The sequence below is a fragment of the Thermocrispum agreste DSM 44070 genome, from assembly GCF_000427905.1.
GTDB classification, from domain to species: domain Bacteria; phylum Actinomycetota; class Actinomycetes; order Mycobacteriales; family Pseudonocardiaceae; genus Thermocrispum; species Thermocrispum agreste.
Genome location: NZ_ATYX01000006.1, coordinates 34,193 through 56,240, shown reverse-complemented (window position 1 = coordinate 56,240; position 22,048 = coordinate 34,193). Strand labels below are relative to the sequence as shown.

23 protein-coding genes and 1 pseudogene are annotated in these 22,048 nt (G+C 69.2%); 14 read left to right on the top strand and 10 right to left on the bottom strand.

Annotated elements, in window-relative coordinates; all coding sequences use genetic code 11:
• Positions 1-20 precede the first annotated feature (20 nt).
• Positions 21-1,184, top strand: coding sequence for an MFS transporter (locus tag YWY_RS19915; RefSeq protein WP_051309569.1), 1,164 nt, complete (start codon positions 21-23; stop codon positions 1,182-1,184).
• 29 nt (positions 1,185-1,213) lie between these two features.
• On the opposite strand, the gene YWY_RS19910 is transcribed toward YWY_RS19915, so the two are convergent.
• On the bottom strand, positions 1,214-1,921 hold the full coding sequence (locus YWY_RS19910; RefSeq protein ID WP_245566526.1) for a tryptophan-rich sensory protein: 708 nt from the start codon (positions 1,919-1,921) through the stop codon (positions 1,214-1,216).
• Positions 1,922-2,299: 378 nt separating this feature from the next.
• Here YWY_RS19910 and YWY_RS0102430 point away from each other — a divergent pair, with 378 nt between their 5' ends.
• From YWY_RS0102430 to YWY_RS0102390, 10 genes are all read left to right on the top strand, one after another.
• The gene (locus YWY_RS0102430; protein ID WP_051309567.1) at positions 2,300-3,232 is read left to right on the top strand and encodes a glutathione S-transferase family protein; all 933 of its coding nucleotides are present in this window, start codon (positions 2,300-2,302) and stop codon (positions 3,230-3,232) included.
• Between the two features lie 1,198 nt (positions 3,233-4,430).
• The gene (locus YWY_RS19905) at positions 4,431-5,363 is read left to right on the top strand and encodes a GntR family transcriptional regulator (protein WP_245566525.1); all 933 of its coding nucleotides are present in this window, start codon (positions 4,431-4,433) and stop codon (positions 5,361-5,363) included.
• A gap of 99 nt (positions 5,364-5,462) precedes the next feature.
• Positions 5,463-6,482, top strand: a complete 1,020-nt coding sequence (locus tag YWY_RS0102420; protein ID WP_028846310.1) for a 1-aminocyclopropane-1-carboxylate deaminase — start codon at positions 5,463-5,465, stop codon at positions 6,480-6,482.
• Positions 6,483-7,115: 633 nt separating this feature from the next.
• Positions 7,116-7,772, top strand: coding sequence for a class I SAM-dependent methyltransferase (locus tag YWY_RS24510; protein ID WP_028846309.1), 657 nt, complete (start codon positions 7,116-7,118; stop codon positions 7,770-7,772).
• Between the two features lie 369 nt (positions 7,773-8,141).
• A complete protein-coding gene (locus YWY_RS0102410) occupies positions 8,142-8,885 on the top strand; it encodes a SigB/SigF/SigG family RNA polymerase sigma factor (protein ID WP_245566524.1) in 744 nt (247 codons plus the stop codon).
• A 22-nt stretch (positions 8,886-8,907) separates the two neighbouring features.
• On the top strand, positions 8,908-9,165 hold the full coding sequence (locus tag YWY_RS0102405; RefSeq protein WP_028846307.1) for a DUF6158 family protein: 258 nt from the start codon (positions 8,908-8,910) through the stop codon (positions 9,163-9,165).
• A 31-nt stretch (positions 9,166-9,196) separates the two neighbouring features.
• Positions 9,197-9,832: a TetR/AcrR family transcriptional regulator gene (locus tag YWY_RS19900; RefSeq protein ID WP_051309564.1), complete on the top strand. Its 636-nt coding sequence runs from the start codon at positions 9,197-9,199 to the stop codon at positions 9,830-9,832.
• Positions 9,833-10,294: 462 nt separating this feature from the next.
• Positions 10,295-10,438, top strand: a complete 144-nt coding sequence (locus tag YWY_RS24860) for a class I SAM-dependent methyltransferase (RefSeq protein WP_342665087.1) — start codon at positions 10,295-10,297, stop codon at positions 10,436-10,438.
• A gap of 27 nt (positions 10,439-10,465) precedes the next feature.
• A complete protein-coding gene (locus YWY_RS19895; protein ID WP_342665091.1) occupies positions 10,466-10,933 on the top strand; it encodes a methyltransferase in 468 nt (155 codons plus the stop codon).
• On the top strand, positions 10,920-11,129 hold the full coding sequence (locus YWY_RS0102390) for a CDGSH iron-sulfur domain-containing protein (RefSeq protein ID WP_028846306.1): 210 nt from the start codon (positions 10,920-10,922) through the stop codon (positions 11,127-11,129). Before YWY_RS19895 ends, YWY_RS0102390 begins: the two co-directional genes overlap by 14 nt.
• A gap of 44 nt (positions 11,130-11,173) precedes the next feature.
• Here YWY_RS0102390 and YWY_RS19890 read toward each other — a convergent pair.
• The 3 genes and pseudogenes from YWY_RS19890 to YWY_RS24985 form a co-directional block, all read right to left on the bottom strand.
• Positions 11,174-12,159, bottom strand: a pseudogene (locus tag YWY_RS19890) (iron-containing redox enzyme family protein).
• Positions 12,156-13,256, bottom strand: a complete 1,101-nt coding sequence (locus tag YWY_RS19885) for a carboxylate-amine ligase (RefSeq protein WP_038044334.1) — start codon at positions 13,254-13,256, stop codon at positions 12,156-12,158. The pseudogene YWY_RS19890 and the gene YWY_RS19885 overlap by 4 nt, the downstream one beginning before the upstream one ends.
• Positions 13,253-13,675, bottom strand: coding sequence for a DUF6098 family protein (locus YWY_RS24985; protein WP_425426108.1), 423 nt, complete (start codon positions 13,673-13,675; stop codon positions 13,253-13,255). The genes YWY_RS19885 and YWY_RS24985 overlap by 4 nt, the downstream gene beginning before the upstream one ends.
• A 141-nt stretch (positions 13,676-13,816) precedes the next feature.
• Between YWY_RS24985 and YWY_RS0102370 the strand changes: the two genes are divergently transcribed.
• Positions 13,817-14,002, top strand: a complete 186-nt coding sequence (locus YWY_RS0102370; protein ID WP_028846305.1) for a hypothetical protein — start codon at positions 13,817-13,819, stop codon at positions 14,000-14,002.
• Positions 14,003-14,042: 40 nt separating this feature from the next.
• Positions 14,043-15,830 (top strand): thiamine pyrophosphate-requiring protein, encoded by a 1,788-nt coding sequence (locus YWY_RS0102365; RefSeq protein ID WP_028846304.1) that lies wholly within the window; start codon positions 14,043-14,045, stop codon positions 15,828-15,830.
• On the opposite strand, the gene YWY_RS19875 is transcribed toward YWY_RS0102365, so the two are convergent.
• The 4 genes from YWY_RS19875 to YWY_RS24975 all read right to left on the bottom strand — a co-directional run bounded on the left by YWY_RS19875 (position 15,831) and on the right by YWY_RS24975 (position 19,595).
• Positions 15,831-18,311 carry a molybdopterin oxidoreductase family protein gene (locus tag YWY_RS19875; RefSeq protein WP_038044333.1) on the bottom strand — a complete coding sequence of 827 codons (2,481 nt, stop codon included), beginning with the start codon at positions 18,309-18,311 and terminating at the stop codon, positions 15,831-15,833.
• 35 nt (positions 18,312-18,346) lie between these two features.
• The gene (locus tag YWY_RS23040) at positions 18,347-18,589 is read right to left on the bottom strand and encodes a cytochrome c oxidase assembly protein (protein ID WP_028846303.1); all 243 of its coding nucleotides are present in this window, start codon (positions 18,587-18,589) and stop codon (positions 18,347-18,349) included.
• A 105-nt stretch (positions 18,590-18,694) separates the two neighbouring features.
• Positions 18,695-19,093, bottom strand: coding sequence for a cytochrome c oxidase assembly protein (locus YWY_RS24980; protein ID WP_169725206.1), 399 nt, complete (start codon positions 19,091-19,093; stop codon positions 18,695-18,697).
• Between the two features lie 34 nt (positions 19,094-19,127).
• Positions 19,128-19,595, bottom strand: coding sequence for a DUF2243 domain-containing protein (locus YWY_RS24975; RefSeq protein WP_425426107.1), 468 nt, complete (start codon positions 19,593-19,595; stop codon positions 19,128-19,130).
• Between the two features lie 294 nt (positions 19,596-19,889).
• Here YWY_RS24975 and YWY_RS0102340 point away from each other — a divergent pair, with 294 nt between their 5' ends.
• Positions 19,890-20,297 (top strand): hypothetical protein, encoded by a 408-nt coding sequence (locus YWY_RS0102340; RefSeq protein WP_028846301.1) that lies wholly within the window; start codon positions 19,890-19,892, stop codon positions 20,295-20,297.
• Between the two features lie 161 nt (positions 20,298-20,458).
• On the opposite strand, the gene YWY_RS0102335 is transcribed toward YWY_RS0102340, so the two are convergent.
• Positions 20,459-21,661, bottom strand: coding sequence for an NlpC/P60 family protein (locus YWY_RS0102335; protein ID WP_028846300.1), 1,203 nt, complete (start codon positions 21,659-21,661; stop codon positions 20,459-20,461).
• A 34-nt stretch (positions 21,662-21,695) separates the two neighbouring features.
• Entirely contained in the window at positions 21,696-22,040 is a 345-nt protein-coding gene (locus YWY_RS0102330) for a hypothetical protein (protein WP_245566523.1), read from the bottom strand.
• Positions 22,041-22,048 lie beyond the last annotated feature (8 nt).

Here is a 22,048-nt window from a genome sequence, read left to right as displayed (position 1 = left end):
AAGGGAGCGCACCCGACGACATGACGGAAGCTTCCATCGGCTGGCGTTACGTGGCGTACCAGGCCTCGGTCGATCTGGTGCCGTTCTATCCGCTCTACGCGGTGCTCTTCGCCGACAGCGGGTTGTCCGAAGCCGACATCGCCGTGTTGTTGACCGTGTGGATGGTGGCGGGCTTGCTGCTGGAGGTGCCTTCCGGGGCGCTGGCCGACACGCTGTCCCGGAGACGGCTGCTGATGGCGGGAACGACCATCCGCGCGATCGGCTTCACCTTGTGGGTCGTGTGGCCGACCATGCTCGGCTTCGCCATCGGATTCGTCCTGTGGGCGTTGGAGGAGGCGCTGAATTCCGGCACGTCGGAGGCCCTGCTCTACGACGAGCTTGCCGCCGTCGGCGCGGAGGACAACTACCAACGCTGGGCGGCGCGCACCCACACCGCGGCGCTGGCGGCGCAGCTCGTCGCCACGGTTTCGGCCGCGCCCCTGTTCGCGTGGGGCGGTTATGCGCTGATCGCCGCGGTCTCCGCCGGTGCCGGGCTGGTGGGCGTCGCCTTGATCGCTTCGATGCCCGAGCGGTCGCGGGTGGAAAAGGTCGACGGCGGTTGGCGCCGGTGGGTGTCCATGTTGCGGTCGGGCACGGGCGAGGCAAGCCGCTCCCCGTGGGTGCGGCGTCGCGTGCTGATCTACGCCGTGCTGGTCGGGTGCACAGCACTGGACGAGGCGTTTCCGTTGCTGGCCGTCGAGGTCGGCGTCGCGACCGCGCTTGTTCCCCTGGTGATCGGCGCGACCGTGCTCGGGCAGCTCACCGGGTCTGCTTTGGGTGGCCGCCGGATGAGCGACCAGCCGCTCGCCCTGATGCTGTTGATCGCGACGGCGATGATCGTGGGTGGGGCGCTGGCCCGGTCGGTGTGGGGTTTCGTGCCGATCACACTCGGATACGGTGCCCTCCAGTACGGCATCGTGCTTGCCGACGCCAGGCTGCAGGAGTCGGTGGAGGGTCCGGCGCGAGCCACGGTCACCTCGGTCGCGGGCCTCGGGGCAGGGTTTGCCGCCCTCGCCGCTTACGGCCTGTGGGGTGTCGTCGCCGAGAACTATGACAACGGGTTCGGCGTGGGCACCATCGCGCTCTTCCTGTTGCCCGCCGTGCTGCTGCTCGCGCTCGGTCGACCCGCTCCCAGCACGCGCTGATCCCAGCACCGCTGACAACGGTTCGAATCTCAACCGAACAGAACTGTTCCCCGGTTCTTGGTGCGAGCCGTTCTGATCACAACGGCGAGAACCACTCCTGCGATGGCGGCAAGGCTGACGGCAGCGACCCCGGTGTCCGTGGTGGCAACGGCTATCCAGGCGAAGGCCCAGCAGACGGCGACGGCGAATCCGACGATCGCGGGCAGCCACAACACGCCCGCAATGACGAGCACGGCCGTCACCACGAGCGCGGCGACCGCCAAGGTAGGCGAAGGCGCAGTGGCAACCGCCGCCAGCGTCGTTCCCGCCCCGGCAACCGTCGCGATGGCGACCCAACCCAGGTAGAGGGTGATCGGCAAGCGCAGCAACAGCCGGTCCGCCCAGCCACCGCCGGGAGCCCGCACCTTGTCGGCGGCGAAGGCGAGGGACAACAGCAAGGCGACGATCGCCAGCTGAGCGAGGACGAACTGGCGCTGCGTGAACAAGACGATCCAGGCCGCATTGAGCACCCCTGCCGCGACCAGCCACCATCCCGATCGACGATGCACCGTCCGGGCACGCTGCCGCGGCAGCACCTGCCGGACGGCCAAGACAAGGAACGCGGCGTAGATCAACGACCAGATGGAGAATGCAGCGCCCCCTGGTTGTAGAACCGTCGGATAGGAATTCGCCACGGAACTGACCGACTCACCCAGCAAGCCCATTCCACCGACGATCCCGCCGGCGATCTGCAGCACGCCAGCCACAACGACGGCACACGCGCGGACGGTGTCCGCTCTCGTCGGGCTCGATGTCGGCACGTTCACTGGCACCTCCTGGCAGGCCGAATGTCGCCTGGGAATACCACCAACGCCGAACTGCTATCCATCGGGACCAGCGAGGGCTCAGAGCTTCCGGTGGATCACACCCGCGCACGCACACGCGCTCGACGACACTTCCGGCGAAGTGCGCCATCCAATGTCTTCGCCGGTTTTCGGCGAAGTACCTCCTCCCATGCCTTCGCGCCATTGCCTGCCGCGACGAAGGCGACGGCACACCGAGCCGTGCAGCTGCACGGTTTGCGCCCGGCTGCGAAAAATGAGCCGAGCTGCGGGCCCGTGCGTAGGCTGATCGTCATGGCCAAGAAGTCGTTCGAGCGTGACATGAATTACATTCCCGACCGCATCACCAAGAACGCGCGCGTTCCGGAATACGGACCGGTCAAGGGCGAGCTCTGGCCGGTGGAGCCCGGCCGGTACCGGCTGATCGCGGCGGCTGCCTGTCCGTGGGCCAACCGCACCTTGATCGTGCGCAAGCTGCTCGGTCTCGAGGACGTCATTTCGGTCGGCATGCCCGGCCCGACTCACGACGAACGCAGCTGGACGTTCGATCTCGACCCGGACGGCCGTGACCCGGTCCTGGGCATCGAACGGCTGCAGGAGGCGTACTTCCGCCGCTACCCGGGCTACCCGCGCGGCATCACCGTGCCGGCCATTGTGGACATCCCGACGGGCCAGGTGGTGACGAACGACTTCCCGTGGATCACGCACGACTTCTTCTTCGAGTGGAGCGACTACCACCGGCCGGACGCGCCGAATCTGTGGCCGGAGGATCAGCGGGAAGAGATGGAAGAGGTGATGCAGCGGATCTTCGTCGGAGTGAACAACGGGGTGTACCGATGCGGGTTCGCCGGATCGCAGGAAGCCTACGACGAGGCGTACGACCTGCTCTGGGAAACCATGGACTGGCTGGAAGAGCGGTTGGCCGATCGGCGATACCTCATGGGTGACTCCATCACCGAGGCCGACGTGCGGCTGTTCACCACGCTCGTGCGGTTCGACGCGGTGTATCACGGTCACTTCAAGTGCAATCGGAACAAACTGACCGAGATGCCGGTGTTGTGGGCGTATGCGCGTGACTTGTATCAGACGCCGGGGTTCGGGGAGACGGTCGACTTCGACCAGATCAAGAAGCACTACTACGTCGTGCACAAGCACATCAACCCGACGCAGATCGTCCCGAAGGGACCGGACCCCAAGGTGTGGCTGACCCCGCACGGGCGAAGTTAGGCCGCCCGGGAGCCGAGCACCGACCGCGAGAAGACATCAGGCCACCGCGAGCCAGGGTGCCGCGCCGGCTGGGCACCGGACCATCGGACCGACCGCGAGCCGAGCGTCGGCACCGGAACCGGCAATGCCGGACCGCCGGACCCCGGCCGGTTCCGGACCGAGGCACCGGGCCGATCACGGGCCGAGGCAGCCGACCGGCAACGGGCCTGACCGAGCGGCCAACCACGAAACACGACGCCGAACCTGTCGCGAGCCGGCACCGACCGGACCTACGCCACCAGGTCGACCGGGTTGAAGCACCGGACCAACCTGACCGAAGCACCGGGTCGGTCGCGGGCCAGGATTCGGTTGCGGGCCGTGGCAGCCGGCCGACGACGAACGGAAGAGCAAACGGCCGAAACCCACGGGAACCGCGCCTGTCGCGCACCAGGCTCCGACCACGACCCACAACACCGGACCGACCCGCCCGGATCACCGCGCCGATCCCGACCAGAACGCCAGGCCGGGTGCTGACCGGGAGCAGCCGACCCGCCACAGGCCGAACCAAGCGACCGACCACACACCACAACACCGCGCCGGTCACAGGCCAAGACAGCTGGCCAACCACGAACCGGAACAGCAGACAGCCGAAACCCACGACACCGGCCCCATCGCGCACCAGGCTCCGACCACGACCCACAACACCGGACCGACCCGCCCGGATCACCGCGCCGATCCCGACCAGGACACCAGGCCGGGTGCTGACCGGGAGCAGCCGACCCGCCACAGGCCGAACCAAACAGCCGACCACAAACCACAACACCGCGCCGGTCACGAGCCAGCACCGACCAGACCCACGCCACCGAGTTGCCCCGCCCGACCGCACCGATCGCGGGCAGGCGCAACTAGCCAAGAGTGAGCCGGAACAGCAAACGGCCAAACCCGCAGATACCGGACCCATCGCGAACCAGGACCCGACCACGACCCACAACAGCGGACCGACTGACCAAGGCAGCAGACCGATCGCGGGCAGGCGCCGCAGGCCATCCGGGCACTGGAACCACTGACCACGAGCATCGGCCGGGACCTGCAACACCGGACCGACTGGCCAGGACACCGGGCCGGGCCCGGGGCGCGGCGTAGCGAACGAACCGGGTTACCGGGCTGTCGGTTGTTCGGCCCTGTCACTTCTTGCAACTAATATCTAACATGTCAGTTCATGGAACGACTGCGGCCCGTGCGGCGAACGCTGCTCCGCGATACGGCCTACCAGGCCATTCGCGACGCGATCGTGCGCGGTGAACTCCCGCCGGGCGCGACTCTCAGCAACGCCGAGCTGGCCGAGCGTTTGGGGCTGTCGCGCGCACCGATCCGCGATGCCCTCGCTCGTCTGGCCGACGAGGGGCTGGTCGAGACCAAGCCGCAGAGCTTCACTCGGGTCACTCCCCTGGCTCCGCGCGATGCTCAGGATGCAGCCGCTGTCGTGCGCGCGATGCACGAGCTGGCAGCGCGAACCGCTACACCAGACCTGACAGACGCCGACATCGCCGCAATGCGAGCCGCGAACGAACGATTCGTGGCGGCGACGCGGTCCGGTGACATCGACGCCGCTATGCGAGCTGACGACGATTTCCACGGCGTCCTGGTCCGGGTGTGCGGCAACCGCGCCGTCGCGGCCACCATCGACCGCTACACCCCGCTCATCCGCCGGCTGGAGCGGCTGCAGTTCCGCAAGGCCAGCGCCGAGCGGTCGGCGGCCCTGCACGAGGAACTGATCCGCGCGTGCGAGGCCAGGGATCCGGCCAAGGCTGTCGAGGTCACCACGCGCACCTGGCACCAACTGGAAGACCTGGCCGAGGGCACCTCATCGGCCGCGGCCTGCATCGAGGCACGGACCACGCCTCCCACCGAGGCACAGAGCAAGGGTTCCGCCGCTGCGCAGACCAAGACGATCGCCGAGACACACCGAGACACCGGCCAAGGCGTTCGTCGCAGCACGGGCCGAAACCACCACCACCACCAAGACACCGACCGAGATCACCGCCGCGAAACCGACCGGGAGCGCATCCAAGACACAGGCCACGACGACCACCAAGGCACCGACCGCGACACCGGCCGGCACGGGCCGCCCGTGATGCCGCCTGGCCCGTGAACCAGCGATCTGTGAACCCGCCCGGAACCGCGCGGTCACCGACCGCGTGAAGCCACCACGCCAAGCAGGCAAACCGCCAACCCACCATCGGAGGCAGCCATGTCCATCACGTCCTTCGACCGTTGTCCGCTGCTGTTCGGCCCCTCCCCCGTCCACCGGCTCGACCGGTTGACCGAGCACCTGGGCGGCGCGACCATCTGGGCCAAACGCGAGGACTGCAACTCCGGCATCGCCTTCGGCGGGAACAAGACCCGCAAGCTCGAGTACCTGGTCGCCGACGCACTGGCGCAGGGCTGCGACACGCTCGTCTCCATCGGCGGTGTGCAGTCCAACCACACCCGCCAGGTCGCGGCGGTCGCCGCTCGCGTCGGCATGAAATGCGTGCTGATCCAGGAAAGCTGGGTCGACTGGCCGGACGCCGTCTACGACAAGGTGGGCAACATCCTCATCAGCCGGCTCACCGGCGCCGACGTGCGCCTGGTGCAAGCCGAGTTCGGCATCGAGTTCAAAGACAGCTGGCAGCAGGCCATCCGCGAGGTCGAGGAATCCGGTGGCAAGCCCTATCCGATCCCGGCGGGTGCTTCCGACCACCCGCTCGGCGGGCTCGGCTTCGCCAACTGGGCGCATGAGGTCGCCGAGCAGGAGCGCGAGCTGGGCGTGGTGTTCGACACCATCATCGTCTGCTCGGTCACCGGCAGCACGCAGGCCGGGATGATCGCCGGCTTCGCGCAGCTCGCCGACCAAGGTGGCCCGCAGCGACGGATCATCGGGATCGACGCGTCGGCCAAACCGACCCAGACCCGCGAACAGATCGGCCGCATCGCCCGCAACACCGCCAAGCTCATCGGGCTGCAGCGCGAGCTTCGTGAGGACGAGATCGTGCTCGACGACCGCTACCACGCGGGCACCTACGGCATCCCGGACGACGCGACGCTGGAGGCCATGCGACTGGCCGCCCGCACCGAGGGCATGATCACCGACCCGGTTTACGAGGGGAAGTCGATGGCCGGGTTGATCGACCTGATCACCCGCGGAGAGATCGATCGCGACTCGAACGTGCTGTACGCGCACCTGGGCGGCCAGCCTGCCCTCAACGGCTACAGCGCCCTGTTCTCATGACACACGGCACGCCTTCGCACAGACGAGACACGGCAACGCGCACACATCGAGTGGCGTCCGGGAGCCGTCATCTGCGCGAAACCCAGCGGCGGCGAGCCCCGAGCGTGAACCGTCGGCGCCCGGGCTGAGTGGCGTGTGCGACCACGCTTTCGGAGAAGGATGCCTGGCGGCGCGGATCAGCCGACGGGTGCCGGGCAGTACCGGTCAGCCAACGACATGCCGGGCAGTACCGGTCAGCCGACCGGTGTCGCAGCGGTATCCGACACCGGCGGCAAGCCAGGCGGCGACCGGCCGTCCTCAGGTTCGGGTGACCGCGAGGCAGGAGGTATCGACCACGCCCCCAGCCCGCACCCACCACCGACCGCACGGCATTGCGATGCCCAACCACCCACGAGACCTGGCAGACCGCAAGCCAGGAGGTACCGACCACCGACGGCGAACCGGGTAGGCACTCGGAGGCTCCCAACGCGAGACGACAACGCCCACGTCGCTCACCGTGACGGCTCATGCTGGTCGCATGCCGCCTTCGAGCACGACACTCATCGAACCTTCAGCACGCCACGCGGGCTCGGATCTCCCGCACAACGGTTCGGTGACACTGGGGTCACCTCCTGCGTTCGTGAGGAGCGACCTGTGCGTCGGTGGAACCACAACGATCTCTATCACCGAGTGCTGCTGCGTCACGTACCCCCGCACTGCGACAGGGCCCTGGACGTGGGATGCGGGACGGGCACCTTCGCCAGAGCCCTCGTGGAGAAGGCTCGCGTGGTGGAGGGCATCGACCGAGCACCCGAAATGATCGCCGCTGCGCGCGCGTACACCCCGCAGCCGTCCAACGTCCACTACCGCGTCGCGGACGTGCTGGCCGAAGACTTGGGCACTCGACGCTACGACTTCATCAGCTGTCTGGCCGTGGTGCACCACTTGCCGTTCGCGACCATCATGCCGCGGCTACGGGAAGCTCTGCGCCCCGGCGGCGTGCTCGCGGTTCTCGGGCTGTACCGCGAACGCACTGCGACGGACTACGCCGTCAGCCTGGCGGCGGTGCCGCTGAACTGGCTGGGCATCGCCACCTTCGCGGTGGTCCGGCTGGCGTCCATACCGTTTCACCACCGAGACCGCCGAACCGGCAAGGGTGTCCGTCCGCCCGTGGCACCAGCCGCGATGACCTTGGCCGAGATCCGGCATCATGCCGGAACCCTGCTGCCCGGATCCGTGATCCGACGACACCTGTTCTGGCGCTACTCGCTGCTGTACCGGCGCCCAGGAGACTCCCCGGCTGCTGACTGATCGGCCGCGCGGAACAGACGCTGCTGCGTCGCACGGCAGCGGAAGACCAATCCGGTGTCCTGCCGCACGATCCGCGCACCGCGCAGCCCGACCTGACGCGAGCCCGGCACCACGTACGGAACGCCACACCACCAGGGGTAGACAGACTTGTCTGTTCTGTGGCAGGGTGATGATTCGCGGTTGAGCTGACAGCCGGACCGCCAGACAAGTGCGCGGCGCACCGGCCCGTGCAGCCCACCGTTGGGAGCTGTTTTGACCTCATCGCACACCGCCGTCCTGTCCCCGGGGCGCACCACCGAGACGCCGCGTCCCGCCGGCTCGCATGGCGAGTTCGACGCCATGGAGCCGCTTCTCGTCAAGCTCACCACCATGCATGCCGCCGATCCGGGCCGCGCACGGCTGCGCGAACGAATCATCGACGCACACCTGCCATTGGCCACCCGGCTCGCTCGCGGGTACCAGCACCGCGGCGAACCTACCGCAGACCTGATCCAGGTCGCGATCATCGGCTTGATCAAAGCCGTCGACCGCTACGAACCGGCCGTGGGACGCGGCTTCCTGCCGTACGCCATCCCTACCATCCGCGGCGAGCTGCGCCGGCATTTCCGGGACAGCACATGGGCGCTGCGCGTCCCCCGCCGTCTGAAGGAACTGCACCTCGCGCTGCAGCGCGCCGGCGACGAACTCCTCGACGAGCTCGGCCGGGCACCGCGCCCCAGCGAGCTGGCCCGTCACCTCGGCATCCCCGTGACGCAAGTGCACGAGGGACTGACCGCCGCCGCGGCGTATCACCCCAGCTCGCTGAACCGCCCCGCTGGTTCACCCGACGACCCGGGCAGTGAGGTCGGAGATCTCGTCGGCGACGTCGACGGCGGTTTCGACAACGTGCTGAACATCGCCGACCTCGAGCCGGCGCTCGCTCAGCTCCCCGAGCGGGAACGCCGCATCCTCGTGCTCCGCTTCTATCGCGAAATGACGCAGTCGGAAATCGCCCGCGTGGTCGGCCTGTCGCAGATGCACGTCTCGCGCCTGCTGGCCCAGTCGCTCCGCCAGCTCCGCGAGATCCTGTCCCAGCCCGCTCCCCTTCCCCAGTCACGCCACGACGCGGCATGATCGGCAAGGCAAGGGGGAACCAGTGACACAGGGCATTCCACCGGAACGACTGACCGACGACGACCTTCGCCGGGAACTGCGCCACCTGCACGACACCCGCCACGGCACCGTGCTCGGCGGCACCGCGTCGGCACTGCGGACCCACACGGTGCGCATGCTGGAGCTGGAGCAGGAGTTCCTCCGCCGTTTCCCCGACGAGGGCACCCCCGACCCGCGCCGCACGCGGCGCGGAAGCCGGCTCGAAGCACGGCGCGACGACACCACCCCAGGCGATCATTAGCAATGCAAAGAAAGGCGTACGGTAGACCCTCATGACGGCTGATCCCGATGACCACCGCAACCCCTACGTCGCGCGCGAACGAATACTGCGCACCGCCTACGACCTGTTCTCCCGGCGAGGAATTCGGGCAGTCGGCGTCGACGAGGTGATCGAGCGCTCGTCCGTGGCCAAAGCGACCCTCTACCGGCATTTCCGCACCAAGAACGAGCTTGTCGTCGCTTTCCTGGAGCGCAGGCAGCAGGTGTGGACGCGCGAACTGGTGCTCGACGAGTCCGGGCGCCGGGGGCAGACCCCCGAGGAGCGCCTGCTGGCCATGTTCGACGTGCTCGACGAGTGGATTCACAGCGACGACTTCGACCGCTGCACGTTCATCAACGTGCTGCTGGAGATGGGACCGGATCACCCGGTCGGCAAGGCCGCCATCGGCTACCTCGAGGAACTGCGGGACATGGTCAAGCAACGGGCCGACGAAGCCGGCCTGTACCGCACGGAGGAGTTCGCACGGTCCTGGCACATCCTGATGAAGGGATCGATCATCGCCGCCTACGAAGGCGACGGGGACGCCGCCCGGCGGGCCAAGCGCATGGCGGCGGACTTGATCGAACAGCACCGGTCACCGGACGAACCGACCCGCGTCCCGGCTGGGACCTCGGCGCCCGGGCGCTGAGCAGAAAGCTCACGTGACCACGGTGAGACCGGCCCCGGCAGACGAGGCCGGGTCGATCGATGCTCGCGGCTGAACCCGCACACGACGCGGCTGCGCGCCGCGGGGAGTACGGGCCTTCAGGCGCCCAAGACGACGCCGGTGCAACGAGGGTCGGACACTTCGGCCCATGCTTGCGACGGAGCATGCCGATCCTGCGCAACCCAGGCCTCGAGCCCACCAGTTCGCGGAGCAGAGCGGCGCTGACTTCGGGCTGACGCCCTAGGGCAAGGTCGATCTGCGGCGGCGCCCCACGGTCGCGGTGGCCGAGGTGCCCTCGCGACGCCGGAGTCGGCAAGTACGCGCAGCAGATCGGACCGGACCAGGAGCAGTGCTGCGCGTTCTGGATCGGGCAACCGGCCTTCCACCTCTGATTTCCCTTGCCACCAGCCGTTTTCGATCTGCCACGCAGAGGTATTCAGCGGCATGGAGCTCATCGCCCCACCGGGGGTCTATCGACCACAGAACGACACGTGGATGCTGGCCGAAGCGGTCGCCACCGCCGGGGTGCAGGATGCCGACGTCCTGGACGTCGGCACCGGCACCGGCGCCCTGGCCATCGCAGCGTAGCGGTCCGGCGCCCGCTCGGGCACCGGCCTGGACATCTCGGCCCGGGCCATCGCCGCGGCCTGGCTGAACGCACGCAGGCACCGGGTCCGGCTCCGCCTTCGGCGTGGCGACATCCGGACCTTGCACGGCCAGCAGTACGACGTCATCCTGTCCAACCCGCCGTACGTCCCCAGCATGCGGGCGCGAGTCACGGGCGCGGCTCGCGCCTGGGACGCCGGCATCGACGGACGCCAGGTGCTGGATCCGCTGTGCCGATCGGCGGCGCGACTGCTCCGGCCAGGGGGATTCCTCCTGCTGGTGCAATCAGCCCTGAGCGGGCCCGACCTGAGCGTGCGCATGCTGCGCGAGGCGGGCCTGCAGGCCGACATCGTGGAACGACGCACCCTGCCGTTCGGCCCGGTGCTGCGCAGCCGGGTCACGTGGCTGGAGCGCCGCGGCCTGATCGAGCCGGGCGAACGCGTCGAAGAGCTGGTGATGATCCGTGCCGAGCGATGAGCCCGCACGCCGGGTCCGGGTCAGCCGCGGCGGGCCGTTGCTGATCGAGGGCCCGGTGGAGGTCACCGGCCCGGACGGCGAGACCCGGGTGTCCGAACGGTTCGTGGTGGCGATCTGCGGATGTGGACGCAGCAAGACCTACCCGTTCTGCGACACCAGCCATCGTCGCAAGCGCCGCCGCAGGCACGACGACTGACTCCACGACCCGCCTGGGTCGCCAGCTGACCGGTCAGGCCCGACTCATGCACTACGGAGTGCCGAACGGCCGGACCGCCACGCGGCCAGCACGTGGTCGGCGAAACGTGCTTCGACGAGCTCCGTCGCCTGGATCCCCAGCACGACGTCGGCGGCCAATTCCGGCTCGTCCTTGAGCAGGGTGTCGACCACGTCGTGGCGCATGACCTGCTCATGCACCGCGTCGGCTTCGATGTGCTCGGTGTAGAAGCGCACACACCGTTCGCCGGCACCGAAGCGCCGCAACGCGGTGACGATGTTCTTCGCCGACGGCGGCGTGCTGATCTCCGCCGCCGCGAAATGCCCCACCAGCGCACCCCGCAGCGAACGGTGCAGGCCGAACATCGACATCAGGTTGACCACGGCGAGCATCGCAGCCGGCGCCGCGTCCTGGTAGTGCAGGTAGGCCGAACTCAAGCCCGCCCCGTCGAGCAGATCCGCGTAGAGCTTGGCGTGCATGTCGTCTGCGCGTCCGCCGCCGAACTCGTCGAACTCCACCGCGACCAGTGCGGCCTTCGGCCTGCCGTGCAATCGGGGAATGACCCACGCGTGCGGGTCCGCTTCCTTGAGGTGGTAGATCGACCGCAACGCGAAGTACTCGTCGAGCTGCCACCGCTCGGCGTCCTGCGCCAGGTAACCCGACAGCCCCTCGCCGTCGGCAGGCAGCACGAGCAGTTCGTCGAACTCCCCGGCCACATCGGTCCCGCCAGCGGTGTCGGCACGCAATCCGGCCAGGAATTGACGCTCCAGGTCGCGGCGCACGGACAACAGCCCGGGGTGCCACTCCCACTCCTCGCCGACCCCGGCGAGGAGTGGGAGTGCAGCTCGTAGCACACATGCAGCGCGAGCTGCAGATCCTCGCCGTACGGGTCCATCTCCGCGGGCACCTCGGGCAGGGGGCCACCAGACGTCAGAGCCTCGATGACGGCCGCGGACACGTCTCCACGTGGAGCGGGAACAGTCGCTTGCATCGCACCTCCAGCAGATGTCACGCCGGGGCTTCCCGCTGCGCGGCCGCGGTAATCGCCACGGTGTCCAGCACCGCCGACATTCCGCGTTCCGCGGCGCGACGCTGACGCTCCGCGCCGGTGCCCATGGCCAGCAGGCGGTCGACGAGCAGCCGGACTTGCTCCAGGTCGCCGGCTTCCGCCAACGCCGGACGCACATGATCGAGCAGATCGGCCAGCAGCACGATGCCGAGCGTCTGCCGTCCGGTGACCGGATCGATCGCCGGACCGGCCAGACCGTAGCGGGACGCCGCCCACAACGCGGCGGCAGCGAACGTGTCGGAACAGCCGACGGCGGGTTTCCCGGCGTCCATGTCCGCCATCTCCTGCCACACCAGCGCACGGGACAAAGCCGCTTGCAGCAGGGCACCCTCGACGTCCAGGGAAGCGTCGGCCACCCGGAATTCGAGGGTCGGCTGGGCAGGCGACGGCCGGACGACCCAGAACGTCATCCGCTCGTCGACGAGCACGCCGGTGTCGACCAGCGCCGCCAGCATCCGCTCGTAGTTCGCGGCCGAGCCGAACCGTGGCGGCACACCGCCGCCGGGCAGCCTGCTCTGCAACACCATCCGCCAGCTGCCGTAACCAGTGTCCCGGGCATCAAACAGCGGCGAGTTCACCGAGATCGCCAGCAGGGTCGGTAGCCATCGCCGCACCCGGTCCATGACCGTGATCGCCGTGTCCCGGTCCGGCACACCGACGTGGACCTGGCACGCGCAGCACCGGTAGTCGCCCAGCACCTGCCCGTAGGTCAGGACCATGCGTTCGAACCGGTCGCCCGGGGTCACCGGAGCGGCCGCGTCCACTACCGGAACACCCGCCGACTGCAGGGCGACCCCTGCTGCGCGGGCCCGCACAGCCAGCAACTCACGCAGCGAGCAGAGCTGCTTGCGAAGGTCTCCGAGCGTGGTGCACACCCCGGTGGCCGCCTCCACCTGCGCGCTCGACAGCTCGGGCTGCACGGTCGCGCCGTCCGGGCCCGCCTCCACCTGACCGATCAGGTCCGCGGCACGCGGCACCGGTCGCCCCATCACCGGGTCGACGACCAGGAATTCCTCCTCCACCCCCACGCTGAGCGTCATGAATGGGTCTCCCGTCCCGCGCCGAGGCTGCCTCGGCAGCGCTCGTGCACCTGAGCCGTCTGATCGGCGTCCAGCCGGGGGACCGGCTGGACCTCCGTCAACGGCGGCTCGTCCGCCAGACACTCGATCTCCTTTTCGGTGAGGATCCACGGTCGTGCTCCTTCCCGCAGTTCCTGCAGGGACTGGCCCGTACTGGGGGCCACCCGGTTCGCCGCGGGCGGCAACCACCACCCAGGCACCCGCACCGTGCCAACCGCCGTGCCGGGCACGGACGGGCCGCTTCGGTGGTCCTGGCTCGGGTGCGCTGCGTCCGGCCCGGGACGTGGCGGACACCTCAGCTCGGCCGGAAGCCCCGCACCGGTCACCCGCACCAGCCCACCGAGCGCCACGACGGATTCCGCGCCGCGGCTGTCGTCCATGAATGGCATGCACCGCGGCTACCCGGTGACCCCGGCGTCGAATCGCGCCGTTGCGGCGCCGGTCCTCGGCGGGCCCGCCCGGGTGTTAGCGGAGCGTCGCGGCTGGGTAGCCGCTTGTCAGGTCGGGGTGAGGAGGTCACGATGCCCACTCTGTTCGGTCGGAGCAGACGGCTCTCTGCGGCGAAGATCCGAGCGCGCGCCAAGCGGGCGGCGCTGGCCGCGTCACGTCCCGACGCCAAGCTTCATCCGGTCCAGGCCCACAAGTGCACGCCGCACACCCTCGAAGCGATCCTCGCCCCCGGCACCGTGCGGCGGCGGCCGATCTGACGCGCCGCGCCCCTGTCGTGCGCCCACCGGAGGCAGCGGAATGAGCATCACGGTCGCCGACCATCTCGTCGCACGGCTGCAGGAGTGGGGCGTCGCCCAACTGTTCGGCTACTCCGGCGACGGCATCAACGGGATCCTGGCGGCACTGGGCAGGGCGGGCAACCGGCCCCGGTTCGTACAGACCCGACACGAGGAAACCGCCGCGTTCGCCGCCGTCGGCCGGGCGAAGTTCAGCGGACGCCCCGCGGTCTGCCTGGCGACCTCCGGGCCTGGCGCGGTACACCTGCTCAACGGCCTCTACGACGCGTTGCTCGATCACGTCCCGGTGGTCGCCGTCGTCGGGCAGACCGCGCGCACCGCGATGGGCGGCAGCTACCAGCAGGAGATCGATCTGCAAGCGCTGTTCAAGGACGTCGCGCACGCCTACCTGGTGGAGATCAACGCGCCCGAACAGCTGCCGAATGCGCTGGACCGGGCCATGCGGACCGCCGAGGCACAGCGCACGGTCACCGCGCTGATCATCCCCGCCGACGTGCAGGACCTGCCCTATCGCCCGCCGGCGCACGAGTTCAAGCATGTGCCCTCCAGCCCGCCCGCGCGGCTGCGCTCGGTGACGCTGCCCGACCGCGCCGACCTGCAGGCGGCCGCGGACGTGCTCAACGCCGGATCACGGCCGGCGATCCTGATCGGGCAGGGCGCACGCGGTGCCGCGGGCGAGATCCGGCGCGTCGCCGAACTGCTCGGCGCCGGTGTCGCCAAGGCGCTGCTCGGCAAGGACGTGCTCGCCGACGATCTGCCGTACGTCACCGGCTCGATCGGGCTGCTCGGCACGCGCGCCAGCTGGCAGCTGATGTCCAACTGCGACACATTGCTGATCGTCGGCTCGAGCTTCCCCTACTCGCAGTTCCTGCCGGAGTTCGGGCAAGCACGGGCGGTGCAGATCGACCTGGACGGCGGGGCCATCGGCATGCGCTATCCGGTGGACGTACCGCTGGTCGGCGACGCCTCCGCCACCTTGCGCGCGCTGCTGCCGCTGCTGGACTCCGCGCGCGATCCTTCCTGGGGAGAGTGGGTGCGCGGCATCGTCGCGGACTGGCGATCCGTGGTCGAGCAGCAAGCGTTGCTGGACGCCGACCCGGTGAACCCGATGCGGATCGTGTGGGAGCTGTCCGCCCGTCTGCCGGAAGACGCGGTGGTGACCGGGGATTCCGGCTCGGTGGCCAACTGGTACGCGCGGCAGCTGCAGATCCGAGGGTCGATCCGGTGTTCGCTGTCCGGAACGTTGGCCTCCATGGGCAGCGGTGTGCCGTACGCGATCGGCGCGAAGTTCGCCGACCCGCATCGCCCCGTCGTCGCTTTGGTGGGCGACGGCGCCATGCAGATGAACGGCATGGCGGAGCTGCTCACCGTGCGGCATTACCACCACCTGTGGCCGGATCGCCGGTTCGCGGTCTGCGTGCTGCACAACAACGACCTCAACCAGGTCACCTGGGAACAACGAGCGCTCGGCGGGGACCCGAAGTTCGAGCCGTCCCAGACCCTGCCGGACGTTTCCTATGCCGAAGTGGCCACCGCGTTCGGGCTGGAAGGCATCCGCGTCGAGGAACCGGACGCGATCGGCCCGGCATGGGACCGCGCGCTGTCCGCCGATCACCCGGTCGTGCTCGACGTGATCTGCGATCCCGAAGTCCCGCCGGTCCCGCCGCACGTCGGGTTGGATCAGCTGTCCGCCACGGCAGCAGCGCTGGCGAAGGGTGACCGGGGAGCGTGGCGCATGCTCATGCAGGGCGTGCGCAGCAAAGCGCAGGAGTTCGCCCCCGGCGAGTGATCACCTCCAGCCCGGTTCTGCTCGCCGTCCCGCCGGGTTCTCGACGACGACCGCCCGGCCACCGCCGGCGGTGCGTGCCACGGAAACGGTTCCTGCCGGGGCGGACGCGGTGTGGGTCGGCGCGGGTGCGGTCGCCCCTTCGGCCTGGGCCACGATGGCCAGCGATGCGGCACCCGTCTTGAACAGGGGCTGTTTCGACACCGGATCCCACGACGTCGGTGTCAGCTCGTTGGCTGCGCGCTGTCGGTCGTCCGGGGCGGCATCCCAGTAGCCGTAGTGGAACGGCAGGAACAGCACACCGGGCCGGATCTCGGTGGGCCGCACCCGGGCCAGCACTTCTCCCCTGCGGGTTTCCACCCGGACCAGGTCGCCCTCAGCGAGGTCCAGGTCGACCGCGTCGGAGACGTTCACCTCCACCCACACTTCCGGAGCGGCGTCGGTCAGCTGCCAGACCCTGCCGGTCTTGGTGCGGGTGTGGAACTGGGTCAGCGTCCGCCCGGTGATCAGGTGGAAGGGGTAGACGTCGTCCGGTGGCTCCACGGGCGGCACGTAAGGCGCGGTCTTGATCATCGCCAGCCCGTTCGGATTCCACCTTCGGTACTCGTCCTCGCTCCACGGTTCGCCGGTGACCAGATTCTTGCCGTACTGCTCGCATTCGTCGGGATGCGCCGGGAAGCCGTCCGCGTACAGGCGTTCCAGTCCGTCCGGGTGGTCGGCGTTGCACGGCCAGGGAATCCCGCTGCCACCGCGCAGCTTCTCGTAGGACAGCCCGGTGTAGTCGCACGGCCGTCCAGCGCCTGCGCGCTGCCACGCGGCGAATGCGGAAGGAGCGTCGTGCCACTGCGGGAACTGCGCACCGTCCCGGTCGGCCAGCTGCATCTTGCGGGCGTAGGCCAGGAAGATGTCCAAGTCGGATCGCGCCTGGCCCGGCGGGTCGACGGCCTTGTCGGACAGGTGCACCGTCCGGTCCGCGTTGGTGAAGGTGCCGATCTTTTCGCCCCAGGCCGCGGCGGGCAAGACGACGTCAGCCAGTTCGGCGGTCTCGGTGAAGTACAGGTCCTGCACCACCAGATGCAGCTCGTCGCTGCCGAGGAGGGCACGGATGCGACCCAGCTCCGGCAGGGACACCGCCGGGTTGGTCCCGCTGACCCACAGCTGACGGATCGAACCGTCCTCGACACCGGCGAAGATGTCCATGGCCGGGGTCGGCGGACCGGAATGCGGGATGTCCGCCAGGTCCACGTTCCACAGCTCGGCCAGCTCGGCCATGTGACGCTCGTTCGCCCAGTTCCGGAACCCGGGCATGTCGCCGTCCGCGCCGCACTCGCGGGTGTTCTGCGCGGTGGGCTGACCGTTCATCTGGAACACCCCGCAGCCGGGGCGGCCGATCATCCCGCGCACCAAGTGCACGTTGTCGACGGCGACGGCGGCCGCGGTGGCTTGGTGCGACTGGTAGAAGCCCTGCAGCACGGTCGACACCAGCCGCTCGGCGGTGCCCAGCACCCGAGCGGCTTCCCGGAGCTGCGCAGCGGTGACGCCGGTGATGTCGGCGACCCGCTCGGGCGGATAGTGCGACACCATGTCCACCAGGTCCGGATAGCCGACCGTGTTGCGCTCGATCCAGTCCTCGTCGACCCATCCGTTGGCGACGATCTCGTGCAGCAGGCCGTTCATCAGCGCCATGTTGGTTCCCGGCACCGGCGCCAGGTGGATGTCCGCTTCGCGGGCCACCACGGTCGGGCGAGGATCGACGCACACCAGCACCGGCGGGTCCGCACCGCGTCGGCGGTCGAGGATGCGTTCCCACAGCACGCTCTGGGTTTCCGCGATGTTGTGCCCGTACGCGGCGATGACATCGGCGTGGTCGAAGTCGGTGTAGGAGCCGGGCTGGCCGTCGCAGCCGAAGCTTTCCTTCAGCGCCTGCGCCGCGGTGGCCGTGCACAGCCGGGTGTTGCCGTCGAGGTGCGGCGTGCCGATCCCGCCACGGGCGATGGCGGCGAGCGTGTAGTACTCCTCGAGGAAGAGCTGGCCGCTGGTGTAGAAGGCGAGCGCAGCCGGCCCGTCGCTCGCCATCAGGTCACGGCTGACCGTGGCGATCCGGTCCAGTGCGGTGTCCCAGTCGGTTTCCACGAGCTCACCGTTCTCCCGGACGAGCGGGCTGGTGAGGCGGTCGGCCGAGGCGTTGGCCTGCCAGCCGAACAGGTCCTTGACGTCCAGGCGGCCGTGATTGATCCGGTCCGTTGCGCGCCCGCGCACGCCGACCATGCGGCCGCCGGCTACCGCGATGTCCATCGCGTCGCCGTTGGAGTGCAGCACCGAGGCCGTCTGGACCCACACATCCACGTCGTCGGGCGAAACGCCCTCGTCAAGTCGCATGTCCACTCTGACCGGCCATGGCTCCCCCGCCCCGTACGGTGTGCGGGAGCCCCACGGTTCGGCGATGGCGTCCCGCTCGGCCCGGACCTTGTTCTCGCCTGCCATGGATTCGGCCTACCCGAAGTCCGGCACGACGAACCTCACGCGGTACCGGCCCGTCCGAAGCCGAAGCGTGGCGCCGACCGGGCACGGCGGGTGTACCACTGCCATGCGAGGACCGCGGCCAGCGCCATGCCGACCACGTCGCCGCCGTAGTGCATGACCTGGGCGCCAAGCTGCAGGTCAGCGGCCGCATGACTGACACCCGGCGGCGATGCCGCGAAGAGTGATTTCGCCAGCACGGCATGTGCCGCGCCCGCTCCGAGCAGGGTCAGGCCACGCACGAGCAGCCTCCACGATGCCGCACCGAACCCAGTCGACACACCGCGAACGCGACCAGCGCTCCCGCGAATACGACATGGACTTGGACAACTGCGTGCAGCAGGCCGTCATGGTGCACGGCTCCACTCAGCGATGTCCGATACAGCAGTCACAAGCCGCCGATGTCCGACACAGCGGCCACGGGCGGGAACAGGAGGGCGCCCGTTGGGCGATACTGGGCCACGGCGAGCATCCGCCTCCGGATTCCGGCCGACGCCACGCGCAACGTGAGGGGTCACCGGACGCGCGAGCACAAGCAGCGAGGCCACCATGGCGACCACGACGTGCTGCGCCGTGGATGTAGCGAACGAGCCCTCAGGAGGCCTGGCCACCAGCGCCGCCGCCAACACGAACGTTCCGTCGGCGAATTCCCCGCTGTGCCAACGCGGCCATTCGTCGCCTCGGTCGCGCAGCTGTGCCGCGCCTCTCAGGTATCCGACCGTGGCGGCCACGGCGACCGCGGCCATCATTCACTCGACCGGTGACGACCGCGGCCATCATTCACTTGACCGGTCTCGGCCCGATGCCGGGTGTCTCGCCGTGATGCTGCACACCGATCACGGGTGACTCCGTGAACGAGCCGTACGCCTCGCCCGCATCGCCAGCGCCCGCCGATCGCCAGCAGCACGAGGTCTGCCCCGCTCCACGCCAGGCCGTACGGAAGGCCAGGTCGTACGGAAGGAGGTCGACCCCGTGCCGCACCTGGTGCACGTGCAACAGCTTGTGGTGCACCGTCGCGTCGAACAGCTGGAATCCGCCCAACCCCAGGAAGAACCCAGCCCAGGCCTGCGGCCCGGACGGGGCATGCGCCGCCGCAGGTCGGCGGCCGCCACGAAACCGACGACAAGCGCGATGACCTCGGTCGTGTGCAGTACCCCGTCCGACACCAGCCCGACGGCGGTGGTGGACCGGTCGTGGCAGTGATGCCAGGAGAAGCTGGTGGACGACGATCTCGTCCACGGCCGCCATCACGGCCGCTCCCGGCACGCCGAACGCCGTCGTCGTCCGCCCGGCAAGCCCGATCCTATCGGCTCCGGCGTTGTCGTCGGTGGGCATGCGGGCGCCTTCCCGGACATCTGTCGAGCCCGCGGCTACCCGGTGCCGGGTGGCGGAAAACCAATGCCTCGAGGCTGCCGGAACACCACGCGAATCCCGCCACGTCGTCGCGTGAAGTCTGCGCATTTTGCCTACGCCGACGGCTTGGTCGCGCTACCGTGAGACGTCACCAACCGACACGCTGCCCTGCTATCGGGAGGAAGCTCGATGCACAGCCCGTCCGAATCCGTTCCACGCATGCTGGGCGACGACGAGCCGGCACGCGAGGCGATCGTGCAGGCGGCCACCGCTCCCTTGCGCGAGGCGTTCGGCGTGCGGATCCGCCTGGATGTCGGACAGGTCAACCGGATCGGGCCGTGGGTGTTCGTCCAGGGGACGATGCGGGCACGCGACGGCGGGCCTGCGAACTACGCCGGCACGGTCTACCAGGCTCGCAGCGAGGACGGCGCGCTCTCCGACGTGTTCGCGGCCCTGCTCAAGATGGACGAGAATGCGGTGTCCGACACCGACGTGCGCTCGTGGCGGTTGCTCGAGTACGCCATCGGGCCGACCGACGTGGCCTGGCTGACCTGGCCGGACGAGCACGAAGCCCCGCGTTCCCTGATCGGGGTCTGAGACTTCGCGCGAGAGCGCACACGCGCTCGATCCTCTCGCCGCCTGGTGGCTTCCCGTGCTGGATCGGCCGTGCCCACCGGCCTCACTACCGACATGTGACAGCCCGGCCAGGACGTCCGCTGGAAGGGCGTCCGAGCCGGGGCTTCGCGTCGACGTTCCCGTTACACCGGCGGGGTCAGCACCTCGACGACGTTGTTGCCGCCACCCCAGCTGACCCGCTGTGACCCGTCCGGGTTGACGTTGTTGGAGCCGATGAACTTGCCGTCCCCGGCGTAGATCACGACGTGCCCACCCCCGTTGGAGATCACCACGTCGCCCGGCTTGGCCTCGGAGAGCGGGATCGACCGCCAGCCGTCCGCCTTCAGGTTGGCCCGCAGCTGCGCCACCGACGGGCTGGCCTGCTCCTTGTCGATCAGGCCCGCCGCCTCCAGGACACCGGAGACGAAGTTCGCGCAGTTGACGTTGTTGGGCACCCACGACTGCATCGCGGGCAGCTCACCGCTCACCTTCAGGTCCGCGGCGTTGCGGCCGAGGAAGCGCTTCGCGATCTCGGCGGGGTTCTCGCCGCGCGCCTCGATCGGCTTGGCCGGCCTGCCGTCGCCGGGCACCGCGGGAGGCAGGCCACCGCCCCCGCCGCCACCACCGCCGCCACCGCCGCCGGTGACCGGCGGGGTCTTGGTGCCCACGTTCACCGGGGTCGATTCGGCGCTGGAGGTCTTGGTCCTGGACGCCTTCTCCGGCAGCAGCTTGACGAAGCCGTCCTCGATCTCCAGGCCGAGCGGCTCGAGCAGCTGGTCGATCTGCCGCTCCGCCTCGTCGAGCAGCCGCTCGATCTCTTCCTTCTTGGCGTTGGCGTCCTTCTCGTTGAGCGCGCGCAGCCGCTGGATCTCCGCCGCCGCTGCCGCGATCACGCTCTCGTCGTCCGAGCTGTTCTTGCGTGCCCTGGCCGCGGCGATCAGCTTGCGGTTCTCGGCGTCGTTGTCGTTGGCCTCCTTGGCCAGCTGGAGCACCTTCTTCTTGACGTCCTCCAGGATCTCGGAGACCCGCTCGAGCACCTTCTTGGCGGCTTCGGCGCGGTCGCTGACGTTGTAGCTGGCCTTGCTCAGCTTGTCCAGGTGCTCGGCGACGGCATCGGCGTCCTTGCCGTCCCAGTTGCGCAGGACGTCCTCGCGGAAGGCCTTCAGGTCGTCCCCGAGATCGTTGGTCTTGGTCGCTGCCCCGCTGACCTTGCGCGCCTGCTCGTTGATCGCCGCCGGGTCGAGTTTCTCCGTCTGGCTGGCGTGCTTGTCGATGGCGTCCATCGCCGGCGGGCGGTCACGCGACGGATCGTCGAGCGTGCTCAGTTGCTCCTCCGCGGTCGTCATCGGCACCTACCCCTGGTTCCCCTTGTCGTCGCGCTCACTCCCGCTTAGAGCCACCGAAGCTGTGCGCGGTTTCATCGTCGTCGTCACGCAACCGCTCGGCCGCGCTCGCCAGGGCGTCCGCCGCCGCTTGGACCAGCTCGTTCGCGGCCCTCAGTTCGCTGTTGACATTGCTGTAGAAGCCTTTGACCGTCGAGCCCGCCGACGCGGCGTTGTTCAGATGCCCGAACGCCGTGCCAGGATCACCGTCACCCAGATCGTCGCTGGTCTTGCTGTAGCCGTCGGTCAGCCCAGCAACCTTCTTGGCCAACGAGGCAATCGCCTCCGGGTCGTAACGGCGGCTCATGAACGTCCCCTCTTTCTCCGCACTCGCCACAGTCATCGCAGGCG